This window comes from Streptomyces sp. NPDC048825, from assembly GCF_043198355.1.
In the GTDB taxonomy this organism is placed as follows: Bacteria; Actinomycetota; Actinomycetes; order Streptomycetales; family Streptomycetaceae; genus Streptomyces; species Streptomyces xiangluensis.
On the sequence record NZ_JBICUR010000001.1, the window covers coordinates 169,794 to 188,543 of the forward strand.

An 18,750-nucleotide genomic window follows, 5' to 3' on the forward strand; every position below is an offset into this window, starting at 1 on the left:
CCAGCAGCCCGCGGCGGAAGCCTCAGCGGTCCGACGGACCGGATCGACGTCGGACCGGGTCAGGCAGCCACCGACCGGGTGAACCAGTCGATCGTTCGCTCCAGGCCCGCACTCCAACTGGTCCGCGGCTGCCAGCCGAGCCGTTCGCGGGCGAGACGGGTGTCGGGCTTGCGGCGGGCGGGGTCGTCGACCGGGCGTTCGACGAAGCGGATCCGGGAGGCGGAACCTGTGAGGTCGACGATGCGGCGGGCGAGGTCCAGCACGGCGATCTCCTCACCGCCTCCGATGTTCACAGGGCCCGGCTCGTCGGAGGCCGCCAGGGCAAGGACACCGTCGACCGTGTCGTCGACGTAGCACAGCGAACGCGTCTGGTTGCCGTCGCCGGCCACAGTCAGGGGCACACCGTCCAGCGCCTGGGCGATGAAGGTGGGCACGGCACGGCCGTCGCCGGTGCGCATGCGCGGGCCGTAGGTGTTGAAGATGCGGACGATGGCCGCGTCGGTACCGTGCACGCTGCGGTGGGCGGTGACCAGGGCCTCGGCGAAGCGCTTGGACTCGTCGTAGACGCTGCGCGGACCGATCGGATTGACGTTGCCCCAGTATGTCTCCGTCTGCGGATGCTCCAGCGGATCGCCGTACACCTCGGAGGTGGAGGCGAGGACGAAGCGGGCGCCGTCGCGGCGGGCCCGGTCCAGCGCGTGACGGGTGCCGTCGCTGCCGACGGCGAGGGTCTCCAGTGGCAGCCGCAGGTAGTCGGCGGGGGACGCCGGGCAGGCGAAGTGCAGGACCAGGTCGAAACGCCCTGGCAGCGCCCGCCACGCCGCAGGATCGGCGGCGTCGGCCTGCACGAAGCGGAGACCGTCGTACCGCTGCAGGTTCACCAGGTTGGCGCGCGAGCCGGTGGCCAGGTTGTCGAGGCATACGACGTCGGCCCCCGTCTCGAGCAGCCGCCCGCACAGGTGCGATCCGACGAATCCGGCTCCGCCGGTCACCAGGGCCCGGCGGAAGGCGCGTCGGCTCATCGGGCTCTCCTCACTGTTGCCTTCATGTGCGTGTCCGCGTGCGTACCGGTATGAGGTTCACCCGTCCAGATCGGCCACCACGGCGTAGTGATCCGATGGCGCCGGTTCACTGGTTCCCGCGAGGGTGGTTGCCTGAAGGGTGACTGGGCGGCCGGGCATACCGGACCGCACGAGAATGTGATCGATCCGTCCGTCAGCGAGCCACTCGTCCGACCCCACGAAAGCGTTGTTGGTGGTGAAGGTGTGGCCGGGCTGCGCCGGGCAGGTGGCGGCCCAGGCGTCGACGAGAACTTGGGTGAGGGGCAGGAATTCCGGTGTACCCGGCCGCGAGTTGAGGTCGGCGGCCAGGATGGGCGGCAAGGGACCGTCCAGAGCGGGATCGGCGAGCAGGGCGGCCAGCGCGCGCGTCTGCGCGAGCCGTGCGTCGCCACGGTCTGCCTGCCAGTCCGGGCAGGCCGTCACGACATGCAGGGGACCGGCCGGATGGGCGAAGGTGACGGCGAGGGCCACCGTGGGGTCGCCGCGTCGTGGAGGTCCGTCCGCGCCATCGGGCAACTGATGCCGCCGGTACTCCACAACCGGCCACCGCCCGAGTACCGCCAAGCCGAGGATCGCGGCGTCGGGGGTCGGTTGCCGCCTCGGCATACGGCTCCTCGTAAAGACCGCGTGAAGGCCGAGCCGCGCGGCCATTTCGTCCGCCTGGCTGGTGTCCGACGTGCTCCAGGTCTCCTGCAGGCACACGATGTCCGCTTGCAACTCGTCCAACGTCGCCAGAATCCGCGGAGCCCGGTCCCGCCACGGTCCGAATCGGCCCCAAACGTTCCAGGTCACTACCCGCATCGGCGACGCTCCCCCACCACGTTTCCGTCACCTCCGGTGTGCCTGGCGGACGTACCCGACCGATCACAAGGTGATCGGTGGGGCCTCGTACATGGTCACGGTCTTCTGCTTCTTCCTGTTCGCCGGACTTCCGGCCACGCGATGCGGCCCGGACTCACCCGTCCCGGGCCGCAGTTCGTGAACGCGCCTGCTATGCGTGGACGTGTCCGCGCCGGTGTCCGCGCCCGTGTCCACGGGTGGTGAACAGCCGGTACAGCGCGAGGAGGATGACGGACCCGACGATGGCCGCGACCCAGGTGGACAGGTCGAAGAAGCCGTCGATCGAGTCCACTCCGAAGATCACCTTGCCGAGGAAGCCTCCAAGCAGGCCTCCGGCGATACCGATGAGCATGGTGACGATGATTCCGCCCGGGTCCTTGCCCGGCATGAGCGCTTTGGCAATCGCCCCAGCGAGCAGACCGATGACTATCCACGCGATGATGCCCATGGCAGAGTTTCTCCTTTGTGTCCGGCTTTGTGTCCGGTTCGCCGGACGGGTTACCCATGAGCACGTCACCAAACAGCAGTTGGCGCCGAAGTCCTCGAACGCACGGCCTGACATGGGCCGGAGAGCATTCCAGATGGCGGCACCGGTGGGCTTCGGCTGTTCTCATCGGCCGGTGGGTGCCGGTTCCTGACGGGCCGTCGCACCGGCGTCGTCCGCAAGGGAGGGACGCCGTCCCGTTGGTCGTGTCCGCTCCCGTTGTCCTTGACTGCCCGCAGGGCCTGCTCCGGGGTCGGCCGCACCCGCCGCACCGAGAACGAGTGGCGGCCCGGACCGGATTGACCCTCGCGTGAAGGGGTACTCCGACGATCTTGGGAGACCTGCCAGCCGGTCGTAGGTCGGAAGGAGAGCCGTGCCTGACGAGAAGGTCAAGAACGTCTTCGTGATCGGGCTCGACGAGGCCAATCTGCCGACGCTGCGGGCGGTTCCCGGAGCTGATCGGCTGCGCTTTCACCAGCTGCTGGCCGTCGAGGAACTGCAGGTCGGCGAGGTGCACCTGCCCACACTGTTCGACAAGGCCCGGGAGGTGCTGGACACCTTCGACGGCAGCATCGACGCGATCGTCGGCTACTGGGACTTCCCGGTCAGCACCCTCGTGCCGATGCTGAGCGAACGCTACGGAACGCGGAGCACGAGCCTGGAGTCGGTGGTCAAGTGCGAGCACAAGTACTGGAGCCGGCTGGAGCAGCAGAAGGCGACCGACCGGCACCCGGGCTTCGACAGGGTCGACCTGTCGGCTGAGCCGCCTCGCCCGCCCGAGAACGTGACCTTCCCGATGTGGGTCAAGCCCGCGCTCTCCTACTCGTCCGAACTCGCCTTCGGAGTCGATGACGAAGAGGAGTTCCGCAAGGCCGTCATCGAGATCCGTGAGGGAATCTCCCGCATCGGCCGCCCCTTCGAGCACATCCTCGAACGCATCGACCTGCCTCCGGAGATGGACGGCGTCGGCGGCCGGGTCTGTCTGGCGGAGGAGGCGATGTCCGGCGTCCAGGTCGCCGTCGAGGGCTACGTCCACCAGGGCGAGGTGACGATCTACGGAGTGCTGGACTCCATCCAGTACCCGGACTCCCCCTGCTTCCTGCGCCATCAGTACCCCTCGACGCTGCCGCCGGCGGTCGTCGCGGAGCTCCACGACGTCTCCGCAGGGGTGATGCGGCAGATCGGAATGGACTCGGCCACCTTCAGCATCGAGTACTTCTACGACCCGCGGACGCAGTCGATCAACCTGCTGGAGATCAACCCCCGGCACTCCCAGTCGCACGCGGAGCTGTTCCAGTACGTCGACGGCGTCCCCAACCACCACTGCATGGTGAGCCTCGCACTCGGCGAGGACCCGCGCATGCCGCACCGCGAGGGCCCGTACGCGATGGCGGCGAAGTGGTACCACCGCTGGTTCACCGACGGAGTGGTGCGCCGGGTGCCCGGGCCCGAGGAGATCGCCCGCGTCGAGCGGGAAACGCCGGGCGTGCGCATCGAGGTGGTCCCCGAGGAGGGCACCCGGCTCTCGGAGCTCCCCGGACAGGACAGTTACAGCTACGAGTTGGCGCACATCTTCACCGGCGGGGCGGACGAGGCGGAGCTGCGGGAGAAGTTCGACCACTGCGTGGCCGCCCTGGGCCTCGCCTTCGACGAACCCCCGCAGGAGTGAAGCCCTGCCGTAGTGAACCCCCACGAGAGTAAGGAGCACGTGGGTTCCATGCGTTACGTGACCAACCTGCCGTACGCGACGAAGGAAGAAGAACACGTCACGATCCCGATGTCCGACGGAGTCCGGCTCTCCGCGCACATCTGGCGCCCCACTTCCTCGGACGACGAGCCGGTGCCCGCGGTGCTGGAGTACATCCCGTACCGCAAGCGCGACCTGACGGCCGTGCGGGACTCGATCCACCACCCGTACATCGCCGGGCACGGCTACGCCTGCGTCCGTGTCGACCTGCGCGGCACGGGCGAGTCGGAGGGCGTGCTGCGGGACGAGTACCTGGAACGGGAGCAGGCCGACGCCGAGGAGGTCCTGGCCTGGCTGGCGGAACAGCCCTGGTGCGACGGCGGCACGGGGATGATGGGCATCTCCTGGGGCGCGTTCGCGGCGCTCCAGGTGGCGGCCCGCCGGCCGCCCGGCCTGAAGGCCGTCGTCATCGCCTCCTTCACCGACGACCGGCACGCCGACGACATGCACTACATGGGCGGCGCCCTGCTGTCGGACAACCTGGCCGAGGCGGGAACCATGTTCGCCTACGGCACCTGCCCGCCCGACCCCGCAGTGGTCGGCGACCGCTGGCGCGAGATGTGGCACGAACGGCTGGAGAACACGGAGCCCTGGGTTCTCCAGTGGCTGCGCCACCAGCGCCGAGACGACTACTGGCGGCACGCCTCGGTGTGCGAGGACTACCAGAGCGTGCGCTGCCCGGTCCTGGCCTCCAGCGGATGGGCGGACGGCTACTCCAACGCCGTGACCCGGCTGCTCGGCAACCTGGACGTGCCCCGCAAGGGACTGATCGGCCCCTGGTCGCACAAGTTCCCCCACCTCGGGGAGCCCGGCCCCGCCATCGGCTACCTCCAGGAGGTCGTGCGGTGGTGGGACCACTGGCTCAAGGACGTCGACAACGGCGTCATGGACGGTCCCATGCTGCAGACATGGATGCAGGACAGCGTGCCGCCCTCCACCGCGTACGAAGAGCGGCCGGGACGCTGGGTCGGAGAGCCGGAGTGGCCCTCCCCGCACATCCGGCCGGTCGCGCATCCGCTCACCCGGCACACGATCGGACCTCCGCAGGACCCGGCAGACCCGGCACAGACGCGCGACGGCGACGCGATGACCGTGCAGTCGCCGCTGTCCGTGGGTCAGTTCGCGGGCAAGTGGGCCTCCTACAACGCGCCACCGGACCTGCCGTACGACCAGCGTGAGGAGGACGGCGGTTCACTCGTCTTCGAAACCGAGCCGCTGACCGAACGGCTGGAGATCCTCGGCTCACCGAGCGTGGAACTCGACCTGTCCGTCAGCGAACCGGTCGCCATGCTGGCCGCGCGCCTGTCCGACGTGAGCCCCGACGGCGCCGCGACCCGCGTCTCGTACGGCCTGCTGAACCTCACCCGCCGCGACAGTACGGAGTCCCCCGAACCACTGGAACCGGGCCGGCGCTACCGCGCCACCATCCCGCTGAACGGAGTGGCGCAAGCCTTCCCGCCGGGCCACCGCATCAGGCTCTCCCTCTCCACCTCGTACTGGCCGCTGGCATGGCCACCGCCGAAGCCCGCGCTGATCAGCGTCCACGAGAACTGCAGCACGCTCACCCTGCCGGTCCGACCGGTGGACGAACCCGACGACGTACCGCCGAGCCCCTTCGCCGAACCCGAGGGCACACCGCCGATCGCCACCAGCCAGGTGACGCCGACCGAGGAGCGCTGGGAGGTAAAGCGGGACCTGGTCGGTTACCACGCCGAACTGGAGATCGTGAAGGACCGGGGCACGGTCCGCTTCGAGGACATCGGCCTCGAAGCCGGCCGCCACGCCTATGAGCGCTATACGGCGGTCGCCGACGACTTCACCTCGGTCAGCGGCGAATCCACTTGGACCATGCGGTTCCGGCGGGACAACTGGGACGTACGGGTGGTGACGCACACCGAGCTCACCTGCGACGAGACGGATTTCTTCGTGGACGCGACCCTGGACGCGTACGAGACCGACCGCCGGGTCTTCTCCCGCACCTGGAACGAGAAGGTGCCGCGCGATCTGCTCTAGCGGGTGCAGAGTGCCGCGGTGCACACTTCCCCATACATCCGACCTATAGGCGCACACTGAGCGGAATTCGTCACGGGACGACGACGACCGCCGGCAGAGTCACCTCTATTCATCGGATGACGTCACGTCACGGGTATTGCCGTCCGCGAGTGACGCTTCTACCGTCCAACAGGTACGCATGTGAACGTCGTTCATCCATGTGATGAGGAGTCGTCATGCACAAACGTACCGTTGGCCTGTTGTCCCTCGGCACGGCCATCTTGTCGCTGCTCGTCGCCGCGGTCCCGACCGGAGCCGCTGTCCCGGCCGCCACGGTGGTAGCCGAGCAGCGCGTCCCCCGAACCGTCGTGCTCGACGGCAAACGCCTGGTGCACGCGAAACAACGCCTCGATCAGGGCGACCCGGTGCGGCGACGCGCTCTCGCCGACCTGGTCCAGCAGGCCGACAACTGGCTCGGCCAGGGCCCCTGGAGCGTCACCGACAAGACACAGACCCCGCCCAGCGGTGACAAGCACGACTACCTGAGTCAGGCCCCGTACTGGTGGCCCAGCCAGCCGAAGACACCCGACAACCCGTTGGGCTGCCCATACGTGAGCAAGGACGGCCAGCGGAACCCGGAGGCCGACCTGATCCCCGACCACTCCGAGCGTGCCTACGTCTTCGCATCCGCCTACACCCTCAGCCTCGCCTGGTACTACACCGGCCGGGCCGCGTACGCCCGGCACGCGGCCGACATCCTGCGCACCTGGTTCGTCACCCCGGAGACGAGGATGAACCCACGCCTGATCAACGCCCAGTTCGTGCCCTGTGGTGACGACGGCCGGGCGGCCGGCCTCATCGAATTCTCCCTGGGTTTCACGAGCCTGCTCGACGCGGCCGCGATCCTGAACACCGGCGCCCCCGGCTGGGCCCCTGCCGACCATGACGGATTCCGCTCCTGGTCCACCCAGTTCCTCGACTGGCTGACCACAAGCGACTTCGGCAAGGCGGAATCCGCGGCCGTCAACAACCACGGCACCTTCGCCGACATGCAAGTGGCCGCCATCGCGCTGGCCGTCGGGCGCCCCCAACTGGCCCGCCAGACCGTCGCCCAGGCGCGGACCACCCGCATCGACCAGGGCATCTCCCCGGACGGCAGCCAGCCGCAGGAGATCCGCCGCACCCGCAGCTACCACTACTCCGCCTTCAACCTGCTCGCCCTGGCCCGGCTCGCCGACGTCGGACGGCACGTAGGCATCAACCTCTGGAAGTACCAGGGCCCCGACGGCGAGAGCGTGTTCAAGGCCGTCGACTTCCTCCTCCCGGCCGCTACGGGCAAGGCGCCCTGGCCCTACCCGGAGTCGAACTTCGAGATATGGAAGGCGAACGACGTCATCCACGCAGCCGCCGACGCGGGCGACCGCGAGGCGCAGGCAGCGCTGCCCCTGCTCACCCCACCGCCCGGCGGCGATCTCTGGACTCTGCGGCCCGCCGCCGAACTACTGTCGTCGGAGTTGTTCTGACCGACCAGACGCCAGAGGGCCCTCCACCGGCAGAGCGGAGAAACTCGCCGCATCCCTGAGCGTCCCTCAGCTGTCGAGTACGGGGGTATCCGCAAACCGCCCTCTCAGACATGCAGGGTGGGCCGGCAGATGAGCCCCTTTTGCCCCCGCGGGACAACCGGCCCGGCATGACGGGTGCGTGCAGCCGTGAAGCCGGTGACGCGGCGGGAGGGCCGCGTCACCGGCTGGTCGGGGCGGCCGTACAACGGGCCCGGGCTGCTACGAAGGGATGGCCTTGTCCTGCCGGGCGTTGCGCGCCAGCCGCTCGCGGACCAGCGCGAAGGCCACCACGGCCACGGCCACCAGGGTGGACAGGACGACCTGGTCGCGTCCGCCGCCGTCGGCGGTGTCGGTCAGCATGTAGACCAGGACGAACGTGATCATCGCGATGGTGGCCCAGGTCAGGTACGGGTAGAGCCACATCCTGACGACCAGCTTGTCCGGCGACTCCCGTTGGATGATCTTGCGCATCCGCAACTGGGAGAAGCAGATCACCAGCCAGACGAAGAGGGCTATCGCGCCGGAGGAGTTCAGCAGGAACTGGAAGACCGTCTCCGGCCAGAGGTAGTTGAAGGCGACGGCGACGAAGCCGAAGACCACCGAGGCCAGGATGGCCGCCTGCGGGACTCCGCGGCCCGTGGTCTTGCCGAAGGCGGCCGGGGCGTCGCTGCGGCGGCCGAGTGAGAACGCCATCCGGGAGGCGGTGCAGAGACCGGAGTTGAGGCAGGACAGCACGGAGGTGAGCACGATGGCGTTCATGATCTCGCCGGCGTGCGGGATGCCGATGGAGTTCAGCGCGGCGACGTACGAGCCGTCCTCGAGGATCGCCGGATCGTCCCAGCGCAGCAGCGACACCACGACCAGGATCGAGCCCAGGTAGAACACCGCGATCCGCCAGATCACGCTGTTGGTGGCCTTGGTGACCGCTGCCCGCGGATCGGCGGTCTCGCCGGCGGCCAGGGTGACGATCTCGCTGCCCATGAAGGAGAAGACCACCATCAGGATGCCGGTGAGGATCGCGCCCGGACCGTTGTACAGGAACCCGCCGTGCGCGGTGAGGTTGGAGAAGCCGGATGCGCTCTCGCGGCCTACGCCCGCAAGACGCACCGGACGGAGCGGCCCGTGTTCCTCCCCCTCGTCGCCCTGCCGGTCAGGTTCCACGCCGAGTTGCCGCGTCTGCACCCTCTGCTGCAGTCGTGACCTCGGATCTGCCCGGAGACCCTTCGAAACATTCGAAGCCCAGGCTCTCGGAATTTCTCCCAAACACCCTCTGTTCGGTGACCGAAAACCCTTCATTAAACGCTTGAAGCCTTCGAAATATTTCGTATCTGATACCGAAACTATTGACACTTGACGAGTGCAGGCCAACACTGCCACCCACATCCCGGCCTCAGAAGAGATGAAGGAGCCCTCGCATGAACCTCGTACCCGCACACCCGACTACCCGCAGGGCCGCCTGCGCCATGCTGCTGGGCGCCGCGTCGGCGCTGGCCCTGCCCGGTACCGCCCGCGCCGCCACCGTCATCACCACGAACCAGACCGGCACCCACAACGGCTTCTACTACTCGTTCTGGACCGACTCGCAGGGCACGGTCTCCATGACCCTGGACTCCGGCGGCAACTACAGCACGAGCTGGAGAAACACCGGGAACTTCGTCGCCGGCAAGGGCTGGAGCAACGGCTCACGCAGGACCGTCAGGTACTCGGGCACCTTCAATCCCTCCGGCAACGGCTACCTGTGCCTCTACGGGTGGACGTCGAACCCGCTCGTCGAGTACTACGTCGTCGACAACTGGGGCACCTACCGGCCAACGGGCACGTACAAGGGCGCTGTCAGCAGCGACGGCGGCACGTACGACATCTACCAGACGACGCGGTACAACGCGCCGTCCGTCGAAGGCATCAGGACCTTCAACCAGTACTGGAGCGTGCGGCAGTCGAAGCGGACGGGCGGCACCATCACCACCGGCAACCACTTCGACGCCTGGGCCCGCGCGGGGATGCGCCTCGGCGACTTCAGGTATTACATGATCCTTGCGACCGAGGGTTACCAGAGCAGCGGGAACTCCAACATCACGGTGGCGCCATGAGCACCGCCCCACCGGGTCCGACCGCACGCCCCATGGCGACGGCCCTGGCCGCGCTGGCGCTGGCCGCCACCAGCACCCTCACCGTCAACGCCGGCCCAGCGCAGGCCGCCGGCTGCAACGGATACGTCGGACTCACCTTCGACGACGGCCCCTCCGGGAACACGCCAGCCCTGCTGGGCGCGCTGCAGCGGAACGGGCTGCGGGCGACCATGTTCAACGAGGGGCGGTACGCCGCCGCCTACCCGGCCCGGGTCAAGGCCCAGGCGGCGGCTGGCATGTGGGTCGGCAACCACAGCTACACCCACCCGCATCTGACCCGGCTCGGCCAGTCGCAGATCGACTCGGAGATCTCCCGAACCCAGCAGGCCATCGCGGCCGCAGGCGGCGGCACGCCGAAACTGTTCCGGCCGCCGTACGGCGAGACCAACTCGACGGTCCAGGCGGTGGAGGCCAAGTACGGCCTTACCGAGATCATCTGGAACGTGGACTCGCAGGACTGGAACGGCGCCAGTACGGATGCGATCGTGCAGGCCGCCGGGCGGCTTACCAACGGTCAGATCATCCTCATGCACGACTGGGCCGCCAACACGCTGGCCGCGATCCCACGCATCGCACAGGGGCTGGCCGCCCGCGGTCTGTGCGCCGGCGTGATCTCCCCGCAGACGGGCCGCGCGGTGGCGCCCTGAGCAGCCGACCAGGCGTTACCTGACGGCTTCGGCGCACGCAGCTTCGCCGTAGACATCACTGATCGGTGTCCGTTCGCGCTGCAGACGGGCAGTACGCCGTATTCCGGGACGATCAGCTTTCGGACCTGAACCTGCCCGGTGTCGTCCCCAGTCTTTGCTGGAAGACGCGTGTCAGCAGGTCAGGTGAGGTGAGTGGTGTCAGTGCTCGTCAACATTTGTTGGTCTGTTCCTGTCCTTGTGGCCTCAACGCGGCCTCAATGAGGCCACAAGGGGCAAGACCGACGGCGTCGAGAGTGATCTCGCCAGCTGGATAGGACCTCTCGAACTCGCCCGCGGCGGATTCCCCTACCGACGGGCGAGGCTCCATCACATGTGCGGGCGTGGAATCTCGTGCCCGTTTCCGCGGTGCCGATGCCTAGCTTGCCTCGGCATAGAGGGCCCTGGCGCGCCGGTCGTCGGCAGCCTCTCGGCCCGCCCCGGCCACCTCCCCGTCGGATGAGACCGTGAACTCCCGGATCACCACGTTCCGGAACACCGCCTGCCCGTCGATCGTGAACAGCGCCAGTGCGGTGTCGGACGGGTCGGGGAAGGCCTCGGTCGAGTGCACGTACCGGCCGTCGCCGACGAACATCTCGACGGACGTGCGGTCGACGAGGATCCGCAGGCGGACCGTGCCGGCGGACAGGTCGAACGGCGTGCGGCTCTCCTGCCAGCGGCCGGAGGTGTCGGGGCTCACGGTGTAACCGCGGTTGACGAAGGCGTAATCGCCATAGACCCCCGCGTCGATGTGCCGCCCACCGTCCGACGACCGCCGCAACTGGAGGCCGGCGCCCACCAGTTGGTCCCAGGTGATCTCACAGGTCAGCTCGTACGCGGTACCCGTGTAGTCGAGCGGTCGTGTGCCGTCGACCGCGATGTCGCCGAGGTCCACCGTGCGCGACACATGGTCGTCCAGGGCCGCCACCGGCTGGGACGCCAGGTAATACGTACCCGACGCGTGCTTCAGTCGTACCTCGCGGACGATCGAGTCGGTGCCGTTGAAGCCGTCGCACTCGATCGTGGGCGTGGTGTTCGCGTAGTCCCAGTGGTTCATCCAGCCGATCGCATACCGCGCGTCAGGGTCCAGGACCCCGCTAGCGTCACGTTTGTCGAAGGTGACCGCCGCGTACCAGTCCCAGCCGTGGTCCAGCCACTGGGGATCGGACGCGTCGGCGGTGAAGGTCGTGCCGTCGAAGGAACCCGTCCAGTACGCGAACGTACTCGGCAGCCCGGAGCTCTTGCCGTTGGCGCTGACGCCCAGCACCCACTTCCAGGTCCCGTCGTCCGCCCTGATCCGGAACAGGTCGGGGCACTCCAGGACGCCGATGCCGCCCTTGACGAAACCGCCGGCGTACGTCCACGCCTTGAGGTCGGCGGAGTGGTAGAAGCCGACTCTGTCGCTCTCGGCGAGCAGCATCACCCACCGCCCGCGCTCCTCGTCGCGGATCACCTTGGGGTCGCGGAAGTCCCGTACTCCGGGGTTGGGGAGGACCGGGGCGGTGCCGTGGTTCGTGAAGGTGCGGCCGTCGTCCGTCGAGTAGTACAGGTACTGGGCCTGGGTGACCTCGTCGGGCGCCATGGTGGCGATGACGATCACCGCGCCCGCGCCGAAGCCCGCCGTGTCGTCCGTGTCGACCACCGCCGAGCCGGACCAGACATCGCCGCCCGGAGTCGTGTCCTTCGGCACGGCGATGCCCCGGTCGGTGAAGGAGACGAGGTCGGTGCTGGTGGCCAGGCGCCAGGCGGTGCCGGCCGTCGTGCCGCCCGTCGAGTAGTCGGGGTTGTAGAGGTAGTAGTAGTGGTACTCGCCGTCGATCCAGATCGGGCGCTGCGGGTCGTTCATCCACTGGTCGGGGACCGTGAAGTGGTACTCGGCGCGGTAGCTGCCCGTGCACGCGGCCGTCGCCCCGCGGGCCGCCGCCACCGCCGGTCTCACGAGGTCCGGCAGCAGAACACCGGCGGCGCCGACGGCCGAGGCCGTCAGCAGCGACCGCCTGGACAGTGTCTCCCCTGGGCCGAGCGAACTCCTCTTCATGCCACGCATCGTGCGGCTCCCTTCCCCCGACGTCGTCGTCGGGACACGGCTCATGGGACCGGAACCGTATTCCTAACTCGTTAAAGGTCAAGCCCTCGCGCACCGACTTCGTTCGCAACTTCCCATCCGCGCACATCCCTTGACAGAGCCGCAGCGGGGTTCTCATCATCATGAAATCCAACTTCGGCTAACACGAGTTAGGCTCGCCGATGACCGACTCGCTCCTCTCCCGACGGGCCCTGATGCGCTACGGCGCGTACGGCGCCGGAGCCGCCGCTCTCGCCGGTGTCGCGGCCGGCTGGGACCGCCTCACCGCCGCCGACATCCCCGGCCGCGACGACGGCTCGCTCGTCATCGCGACCCTGGGGTCCGCCTTCAACCCCGAGGCGCAGCGCGCCCTGCGCGACGGATTCCGCGAGGCCCACCCCGACATCAGGATCCGCATCAACCCGGTACAGGCCTACGACTGGTCGGACTTCTTCTCCAAGATCCTCACCCAGATCGCCGCGGGCACGGCACCCGACCTCGTGTACGTCGCCACCGAGGGCGTGCAGCTCTTCGCCCAGCGGCTCGGCGTACCGCTGGACAGGTGGGCGAAGCGGGACGCGGCCGAGCTGCGCACGTACTTCGCCGACGTCCATCCCTCGCTGGTCGAGTCGATGATGTACGAGGGGAGCCTCTACCAGCTGCCGGTCGAGTTCAACGCGGCCGACATGTACCTCAACAGCCGGGTCCTCGAACGCGCGGGTGCCGACCTCCCCGACGACGACTGGACCCACGACGACTTCACAACGCTGCTGCGAGCGATGAAGCGCAGCAACGGCGACCGGTTCACCCCGTACTTCTGGACCAACCGGCTGTGGGGCGGAGTGGTCCCCTGGCTCTTCGCCAACGACACCAACCTCCTCACCGAGTCCAAGGCCCCCGGCGGCGACTGGCTCTGGAACTCCTTCTATCCCGAGGCACAGCGGCGCGGCCGGGGCGGCGGCTACCGGTGGACGACACCCCTGGCCGACTCCGACCGCGTCGCGGAGGTCTACGACTACCTCTCCTCCCTCGTCCAGGAGGACCTGTGCACCCGGCCGGAGGGCGGGGACGGCCGCAACCTCGTCGGCGTCTTCTCCACCGGCCGCGTCGGTGTCACGCCCGCGGGCGGCTTCTGGGCGGGCGGCCTGCATCAGGCGGGCATGAAACCGGCCGACTACGACGTGCAGTACTTCCCGCGCTGGCGCACCCGGCGTCACCAGTTCGGCGCCGCCGGGTACGCGATGCTGCGCACGTCGAAGATGCGGGACGAGGCCTGGGAGTTCATCAAGTACACCGCCCGCAAGGACGTGATGACCCGGCTCTTCGCGGCCAACCAGACCACTCCGGCCCGCCGCTCCATGGTCGACGAGGCCCGCTATCGGGAGACCGGCCCGGCCCACTGGCAGGTCTTCTACGACACCCTCGACAAGATCCCCACCACCAGCCCGATCCCGGCCCCGCCGCAGGTCAACGAGGTCGAGCAGCTGCTGATCAAGCACACCGGAACCGCCCTTGCGAGCCCCGGCGCGGTGCGTCCCGCGCTGCGCCGGCTGCAGGGGGACCTGGAGAAGGCCATGGAGCGTGAAGTGTGACGAACACCGAGATCAGGCCCGTAGGGCCGGAGCCCGCCCGCACCCGCAGGAACCGCAGGACCGGTCAGACCCGTAAGGCATCCGAGTCCACGGCCGCCACCACCATCCGCACCCGGGGCACCCGCCTCCTCGCCGTACTGTTCCTCGCGCCCACCGTCGTCGGCATCGTCGTCTTCACGGTCGTACCGATCGTCGGCTCGGTCGTCCTCAGCCTCTTCCAGTGGGACGTGATCGACGACCCGCGGTGGGCCGGAGCGGCCAACTACCGGGAGATCCTGACCGATTCGACGGTCCTCGTCTCCTTCCGCAACACGCTTGTCTTCATGGTGCTCGCGGTCGCACTCCAGTTGCTGATCGCGCTCGTGCTGGCGATCGCGGTGAACGGCCGGATGCCCAAGTGGCTGCGGTCCGTGTTCCGTTCGGCGTTCTTCTTCCCGCTGGTGCTGTCCGCCGCGTCCATCTCGGTGGTGATGAAGTACCTGTTCAACCAGGACTTCGGCCCCGTGAACTGGCTCCTTGCCACGGTGGGTATCCCCTCGGTCTCCTGGCTGACCTCGGAGAACGGGGCGATGGCGGCCGTGGTCCTGGCGTACGTCTGGCAGCAGTTCGGCTTCTCGTTCCTGCTGTTCGTCGGCGGCCTGAACAACATCCCGAAAGAGGTGCACGAGGCGGCTTCGCTGGACGGCGCGAGCGGGGTGCGCAAACACCTCGCCATCACCCTGCCGCTGCTGTCGCCCACGCTGCTGGTGGCGTCCGTGGTCGGCATCATCAACGCCCTCCAGGTCTTCGAGCAGCCGTACGTCCTCACGGCGGGCGGTCCCGGCGACTCGACGCGCACGGTCGTGATGGTCATCTACGAGACGGCCTTCGAGCAGCTCCGCTTCGGCGAGGCGTCCGCCGTGGGCGTCCTGCTCTTCGCCCTGATCATGGCGGTCACCGCACTCCAGTTCCGGCTCAGCCGGCGTTACGTCCACTACCAGTGAGCCGGGTGAGTCAGATGAGTACGAGTTCCCTCTCGGGTTCGGCATCGGGTTCGATGCCGGGTCCCCGCACGAGCCCCACCGCGTCACGCGTACGGCACGTCCTGGCGCCCTGTGGCCGGATCGCAGGCCTGGCGCTGTGCGCCCTGTTGACGCTCGGCCCGGTCATCTGGACGGTGTCGACGTCACTGCGCACGCCGGCGGAGTCCTTCGACCTGCCGCCGAAGATCATCCCCACGGACCCCACCGTCGACGCCTACCGCGGGGTCTTCGACCAGATCGACGTCTGGCTGTACGCACTGAACTCCACCCTGGTGACCGCGCTGATCGCGGCCGGCCAGATGATCACTGCGGGCCTGGCGGGCTATGCCTTCGCCCGCCTCGAATTCCGCTTCAAGAAGCCGCTGTTCGCGCTGGTACTGGCCACGATGATGGTGCCGTTGCAGGTCACGATGGTCCCGGTCTTCCTGGAACTGAAGACGATGGGTCTGACCGACACCCTGCTCGGCCTCATCGTCCCGGCCTTCCCGACGGCCTTCGGCACCTTCCTGATGCGCCAGTACTTCCTGGGCATGCCGAAGGACCTGGGCGAGGCGGCGATGATCGACGGCGCGGGTCCGTGGCGCGTCTTCCGGTCGGTGTACGCCCCCTTGGCGGCCCCCGGTCTCGCCATCGTCGGCGTGCTGGCCTTCAACTACCACTGGAACGAGTTCTTCCGGCCGCTGATCCTCGAAACCTCCACCGAGAACCTCACGCTGCCCCTGGGCCTGGTCTCCCTCCAGGGCAACCTCGGCACCGGCTCGATCTCCGTCGTCCTCGCCGGAGTCGTCCTCTCCATGATCCCCGCCGTCGTCGTGTTCGTCGTCGGCCAGCGCCCTCTGCGCGAGGGCATCACATCCGCAGGAGTCAATCGTTGAGTTCCGTGAGCCGGTCGGCCGACGCCAACAGCCCGCGTTTCAGGGTCCGCCCGCCGGCCAACTGGATGAACGACCCGAACGGCCCGTTCCGCTGGGGCGATCGATACCACCTCTTCTACCAGCACAACCCCGACGCCCCCGTGCACACGAACGTTCACTGGGGCCACGCCTCCAGCCCCGACCTCGCCCACTGGGACGACCACGGGATCGCCCTGCGCCCCACGCCCGACGGCCCGGACGAGGCGGGCTGCTGGTCCGGCTGCGTGGTGGACGACGGTGGTGTACCGACAGCGGTGTACTCCGGGATCGACCACGACCACCAGGGCCTGAGCGCGATCTGTCTCGCCGTGACCGAGGACGACGGCCTCCAGGAGTGGAAGCAACTGCCGGTGCCGGTGGTCGCCGGCCCACCACCCGGCCTGGACGTGACGATGTTCCGGGACCCTTTCGTCTTCCACTTCGCCGGACGCCGCTGGGCGCTGATGGGCGCCGGCCACGCCGACGGCACCCCGTCCGTCCTGGTGTACGACTGTGAGGACCTGTACGACTGGCGGTTCGCCGGGGTCCTGCTCGACGGCCGGGACCCGGCGGCGGCCCGCGCCTTCGGCAAGCGGGCGATCGGCTGGGAGTGCCCGCAGTTGTGGGCGACCCCCGGGGGCGACTGGGTGCTGGCGGTGGCCCTGTGGGACGGCGACCCGCTGAGCACCGCGTACGTCACGGGCCGTCTGGTAGAGCAGGCGGACGGTGGACCGAGGTTCGCGGCCGGCACGGGCGGCGGCCCGCTGGACCTCGGCCGTGACTTCTACGCCCCCTCCGTCCTCCAGGACACGGAGTCCGGCCGCGCCCTGCTCTGGGGCTGGTCCTGGGAGTCACGCCCGCCCGAGGAGGTGGACCGCGCGGGCTGGTCCGGCGTCCTCACGGCACCCCGGGTGATGGACACCCACGAGGACGGCACGCTACGGGTCGTACCGGCTCCGGAGCTCGAACTACTGCGAGCGGCCGTTCCGTTCACGGCCGCACCAGGACCGCACCGGCCACTCCCCCTCGCGTACGACCTGCTGGTGACAGCCCGTTCGGCGGCGACCGTGAGCCTGCTGCGGGCCACGTCCGGGGCCGAACTGACCGTGCGACTCGACCCGGCGTCCGGCACGGTGACCCTGGACCGCACGGCCTGGCCACGCTCCCGCCCGGACGGCACGGCCCCCCTGGTCCTGCCGACCCCACCGGGCGAGACCCTCACCGTACGGATCCTCGTGGACGGCTCCCTGCTGGAACTGTTCGCGGGTGACCGGGCGACGGCCACGGAACGGGTGTACCGACGGGACGACGACATCGCGGAGCTGACCGTGCCGGGGACGGACGTCGAGGTCACGGGCTGGGAGCTGGTCCCACCGAACCCCGCGTGACGACGGGGCACTCCAGCCGCCGGGTGGTGACCGGCGGCGCGGTCCCGCTGTCGATGGCGTCCAGGAGCAGGCGGACGGCCGTCTCCCCCATCGCGCGATGGGGCAGAGCGACCGTGGTGAGGGGCGGGCTGAGGAAAGCCGCCATGTGTTCCTGGTCGTCATAGCCGACGACGGACAGCTCGGCGGGCACGTCGAGGCCCAGGCGCGCGGCGGCGTGGAGGACGCCCGCGGCGACCCGGTCGTTGTAACAGACGATCCCCGTGGGCCGCCGGTAGGCGGGAACACCGTCCAGCAGCCGCAGCGCGCCCTGGTACCCGGCGGCGATCTCCCCTCCCGTCCGCATGATCCAGTCCTTCTCGGCGGTCAGCCCCACCGTCCGCAGCACGTCCCGGAAGCCGCGCAGCCGTTCCGCGGTCGCGATGTCGTCCAGACCGCCCACCAGGGCGACACGGCGGTGGCCCGCGTCGAGAAGGACGCGCGCGGCGCTGCGGCCACCGGCCCGCTCGGCGGGGATGACGGCCGGGAGGGAGCCGTCCTCGGGGAGACAGTTGGCGAACACGGCGAACGTGCGGTGCAGCCCTTCCGGGACTCGGGCGCGGCGCAGCGACAGCGCGGCGTAGATGATCCCGTCGACCCTCCGGTCGAGCAGTTCGGCGACAGCCGCGTCCTCGGCGACCGGGTCCTGCCCGGAGTCGACGGTGAGCACCAGGTGCTCACTGCGCCACGCCATGTCCATGGCCCCGCGCAGCAGCCGCCCGGCGAACGGCGAGGTGGCGATCTCGTCCGTGATCAGACCGATCACGGCGGTACGACTCCGGCGCAGTCCACGGGCGACCGCGTTCGGCCGGTAGCCGAGCCGTTCGGCCGCCTTGCGGATCTTCTCCTGTGTCTCGGCGGAGAGGTTGCCCTGGGCACGCCCGTTGAAGACGAAGGACACGGCCGTGTGCGACACCCCGGCAAGCCGGGCGACATCCCGCGAGGTCGCCCGCTCAGCCCCGCCACCCCGCGTCTTCTCGACCCCGCCCATGCCTCGTCCCCGCCGACTTTGCCTGATCAGGCAAAGCCTACCCGCGGGAGATGTTGCGGAGCCCGCCGCCGCAGACCGAATGGGACACCGCGGTGGAACAGCCGCTGACCTCGGCACGCCGGGGTGCAGGTCGCCGTGCGACCGTGGACGTCCGACCGCCGTCCCTCGCGGCTGTCAGCACGCCTCAACGAGACTCGGCCTCGACCGCCCCCGACAACCGTCGAGGGCTCCCTGCGAGGCCGCTTTCTCTCGGGGCCGTTTCCTC

Annotated in this window: 14 protein-coding genes and 1 pseudogene; 9 read left to right on the forward strand and 6 right to left on the reverse strand. The window is 69.1% G+C overall.

Features of this window, described 5'->3' with window-relative positions; all coding sequences use genetic code 11:
• Nucleotides 1-59: 59 nt before the first annotated feature.
• From ACGFNK_RS00735 to ACGFNK_RS00745, 3 genes are all read right to left on the reverse strand, one after another.
• Entirely contained in the window at nucleotides 60-1,022 is a 963-nt protein-coding gene (locus tag ACGFNK_RS00735; protein ID WP_393410545.1) for an NAD-dependent epimerase/dehydratase family protein, read from the reverse strand.
• 57 nt (nucleotides 1,023-1,079) lie between these two features.
• Complete coding sequence (locus ACGFNK_RS00740; RefSeq protein ID WP_393410547.1) at nucleotides 1,080-1,862, reverse strand: endonuclease/exonuclease/phosphatase family protein; 783 nt, start codon at nucleotides 1,860-1,862, stop codon at nucleotides 1,080-1,082.
• 190 nt (nucleotides 1,863-2,052) lie between these two features.
• Nucleotides 2,053-2,349 (reverse strand): GlsB/YeaQ/YmgE family stress response membrane protein, encoded by a 297-nt coding sequence (locus ACGFNK_RS00745; protein WP_393410549.1) that lies wholly within the window; start codon nucleotides 2,347-2,349, stop codon nucleotides 2,053-2,055.
• Between the two features lie 409 nt (nucleotides 2,350-2,758).
• Here ACGFNK_RS00745 and ACGFNK_RS00750 point away from each other — a divergent pair, with 409 nt between their 5' ends.
• From ACGFNK_RS00750 to ACGFNK_RS00760, 3 genes are all read left to right on the forward strand, one after another.
• On the forward strand, nucleotides 2,759-4,054 hold the full coding sequence (locus ACGFNK_RS00750; protein WP_393410551.1) for an acetyl-CoA carboxylase biotin carboxylase subunit family protein: 1,296 nt from the start codon (nucleotides 2,759-2,761) through the stop codon (nucleotides 4,052-4,054).
• 48 nt (nucleotides 4,055-4,102) lie between these two features.
• The gene (locus ACGFNK_RS00755) at nucleotides 4,103-6,145 is read left to right on the forward strand and encodes a CocE/NonD family hydrolase (protein WP_393410553.1); all 2,043 of its coding nucleotides are present in this window, start codon (nucleotides 4,103-4,105) and stop codon (nucleotides 6,143-6,145) included.
• Nucleotides 6,146-6,360: 215 nt separating this feature from the next.
• Entirely contained in the window at nucleotides 6,361-7,647 is a 1,287-nt protein-coding gene (locus ACGFNK_RS00760) for an alginate lyase family protein (protein WP_393410555.1), read from the forward strand.
• Nucleotides 7,648-7,905: 258 nt separating this feature from the next.
• Here the strand turns inward: ACGFNK_RS00760 and ACGFNK_RS00765 are convergent.
• Nucleotides 7,906-8,763, reverse strand: a pseudogene (locus ACGFNK_RS00765) (amino acid transporter); the annotation flags it as partial.
• Between the two features lie 338 nt (nucleotides 8,764-9,101).
• Between ACGFNK_RS00765 and ACGFNK_RS00770 the strand changes: the two are divergent.
• Nucleotides 9,102-9,776 (forward strand): glycoside hydrolase family 11 protein, encoded by a 675-nt coding sequence (locus tag ACGFNK_RS00770; RefSeq protein WP_393410557.1) that lies wholly within the window; start codon nucleotides 9,102-9,104, stop codon nucleotides 9,774-9,776.
• Nucleotides 9,773-10,462: a polysaccharide deacetylase family protein gene (locus ACGFNK_RS00775; RefSeq protein WP_393410559.1), complete on the forward strand. Its 690-nt coding sequence runs from the start codon at nucleotides 9,773-9,775 to the stop codon at nucleotides 10,460-10,462. Before ACGFNK_RS00770 ends, ACGFNK_RS00775 begins: the two co-directional genes overlap by 4 nt.
• A 415-nt stretch (nucleotides 10,463-10,877) precedes the next feature.
• Here the strand turns inward: ACGFNK_RS00775 and ACGFNK_RS00780 are convergent, their stop codons facing one another.
• Entirely contained in the window at nucleotides 10,878-12,545 is a 1,668-nt protein-coding gene (locus ACGFNK_RS00780; RefSeq protein WP_393410561.1) for a glycoside hydrolase family 32 protein, read from the reverse strand.
• Between the two features lie 200 nt (nucleotides 12,546-12,745).
• Between ACGFNK_RS00780 and ACGFNK_RS00785 the strand changes: the two genes are divergently transcribed.
• From ACGFNK_RS00785 to ACGFNK_RS00800, 4 genes are read left to right on the forward strand one after another with little or no spacing between them, the layout of a single operon-like run.
• Nucleotides 12,746-14,155: an extracellular solute-binding protein gene (locus ACGFNK_RS00785; RefSeq protein WP_393410563.1), complete on the forward strand. Its 1,410-nt coding sequence runs from the start codon at nucleotides 12,746-12,748 to the stop codon at nucleotides 14,153-14,155.
• On the forward strand, nucleotides 14,152-15,138 hold the full coding sequence (locus ACGFNK_RS00790; protein ID WP_393410565.1) for a carbohydrate ABC transporter permease: 987 nt from the start codon (nucleotides 14,152-14,154) through the stop codon (nucleotides 15,136-15,138). Before ACGFNK_RS00785 ends, ACGFNK_RS00790 begins: the two co-directional genes overlap by 4 nt.
• Before the next feature lie 53 nt (nucleotides 15,139-15,191).
• Complete coding sequence (locus ACGFNK_RS00795) at nucleotides 15,192-16,052, forward strand: carbohydrate ABC transporter permease (protein ID WP_393412116.1); 861 nt, start codon at nucleotides 15,192-15,194, stop codon at nucleotides 16,050-16,052.
• Nucleotides 16,053-16,057: 5 nt separating this feature from the next.
• Nucleotides 16,058-17,458 carry a glycoside hydrolase family 32 protein gene (locus tag ACGFNK_RS00800; protein WP_393412118.1) on the forward strand — a complete coding sequence of 467 codons (1,401 nt, stop codon included), beginning with the start codon at nucleotides 16,058-16,060 and terminating at the stop codon, nucleotides 17,456-17,458.
• Here the strand turns inward: ACGFNK_RS00800 and ACGFNK_RS00805 are convergent.
• Nucleotides 17,421-18,485 carry a LacI family DNA-binding transcriptional regulator gene (locus ACGFNK_RS00805; protein WP_393410567.1) on the reverse strand — a complete coding sequence of 355 codons (1,065 nt, stop codon included), beginning with the start codon at nucleotides 18,483-18,485 and terminating at the stop codon, nucleotides 17,421-17,423. The two genes, ACGFNK_RS00800 and ACGFNK_RS00805, sit on opposite strands and share 38 nt — an antisense overlap.
• Nucleotides 18,486-18,750 lie beyond the last annotated feature (265 nt).

What these genes read in the sequence shown, in the direction of transcription:
- ACGFNK_RS00735 (WP_393410545.1), bottom strand. Translation starts at nt 1,022, where the DNA reads ATGAGCCGACGCGCCTTCCGCCGGGCCCTGGTGACCGGCGGAGCCGGA.
- ACGFNK_RS00745 (WP_393410549.1), bottom strand. Translation starts at nt 2,349, where the DNA reads ATGGGCATCATCGCGTGGATAGTCATCGGTCTGCTCGCTGGGGCGATT.
- ACGFNK_RS00775 (WP_393410559.1), top strand. Translation starts at nt 9,773, where the DNA reads ATGAGCACCGCCCCACCGGGTCCGACCGCACGCCCCATGGCGACGGCC.
- ACGFNK_RS00760 (WP_393410555.1), top strand. Translation starts at nt 6,361, where the DNA reads ATGCACAAACGTACCGTTGGCCTGTTGTCCCTCGGCACGGCCATCTTG.
- ACGFNK_RS00785 (WP_393410563.1), top strand. Translation starts at nt 12,746, where the DNA reads ATGACCGACTCGCTCCTCTCCCGACGGGCCCTGATGCGCTACGGCGCG.
- ACGFNK_RS00770 (WP_393410557.1), top strand. Translation starts at nt 9,102, where the DNA reads ATGAACCTCGTACCCGCACACCCGACTACCCGCAGGGCCGCCTGCGCC.
- ACGFNK_RS00805 (WP_393410567.1), bottom strand. Translation starts at nt 18,485, where the DNA reads ATGGGCGGGGTCGAGAAGACGCGGGGTGGCGGGGCTGAGCGGGCGACC.
- ACGFNK_RS00780 (WP_393410561.1), bottom strand. Translation starts at nt 12,545, where the DNA reads ATGCGTGGCATGAAGAGGAGTTCGCTCGGCCCAGGGGAGACACTGTCC.
- ACGFNK_RS00755 (WP_393410553.1), top strand. Translation starts at nt 4,103, where the DNA reads ATGCGTTACGTGACCAACCTGCCGTACGCGACGAAGGAAGAAGAACAC.
- ACGFNK_RS00795 (WP_393412116.1), top strand. Translation starts at nt 15,192, where the DNA reads ATGCCGGGTCCCCGCACGAGCCCCACCGCGTCACGCGTACGGCACGTC.
- ACGFNK_RS00740 (WP_393410547.1), bottom strand. Translation starts at nt 1,862, where the DNA reads ATGCGGGTAGTGACCTGGAACGTTTGGGGCCGATTCGGACCGTGGCGG.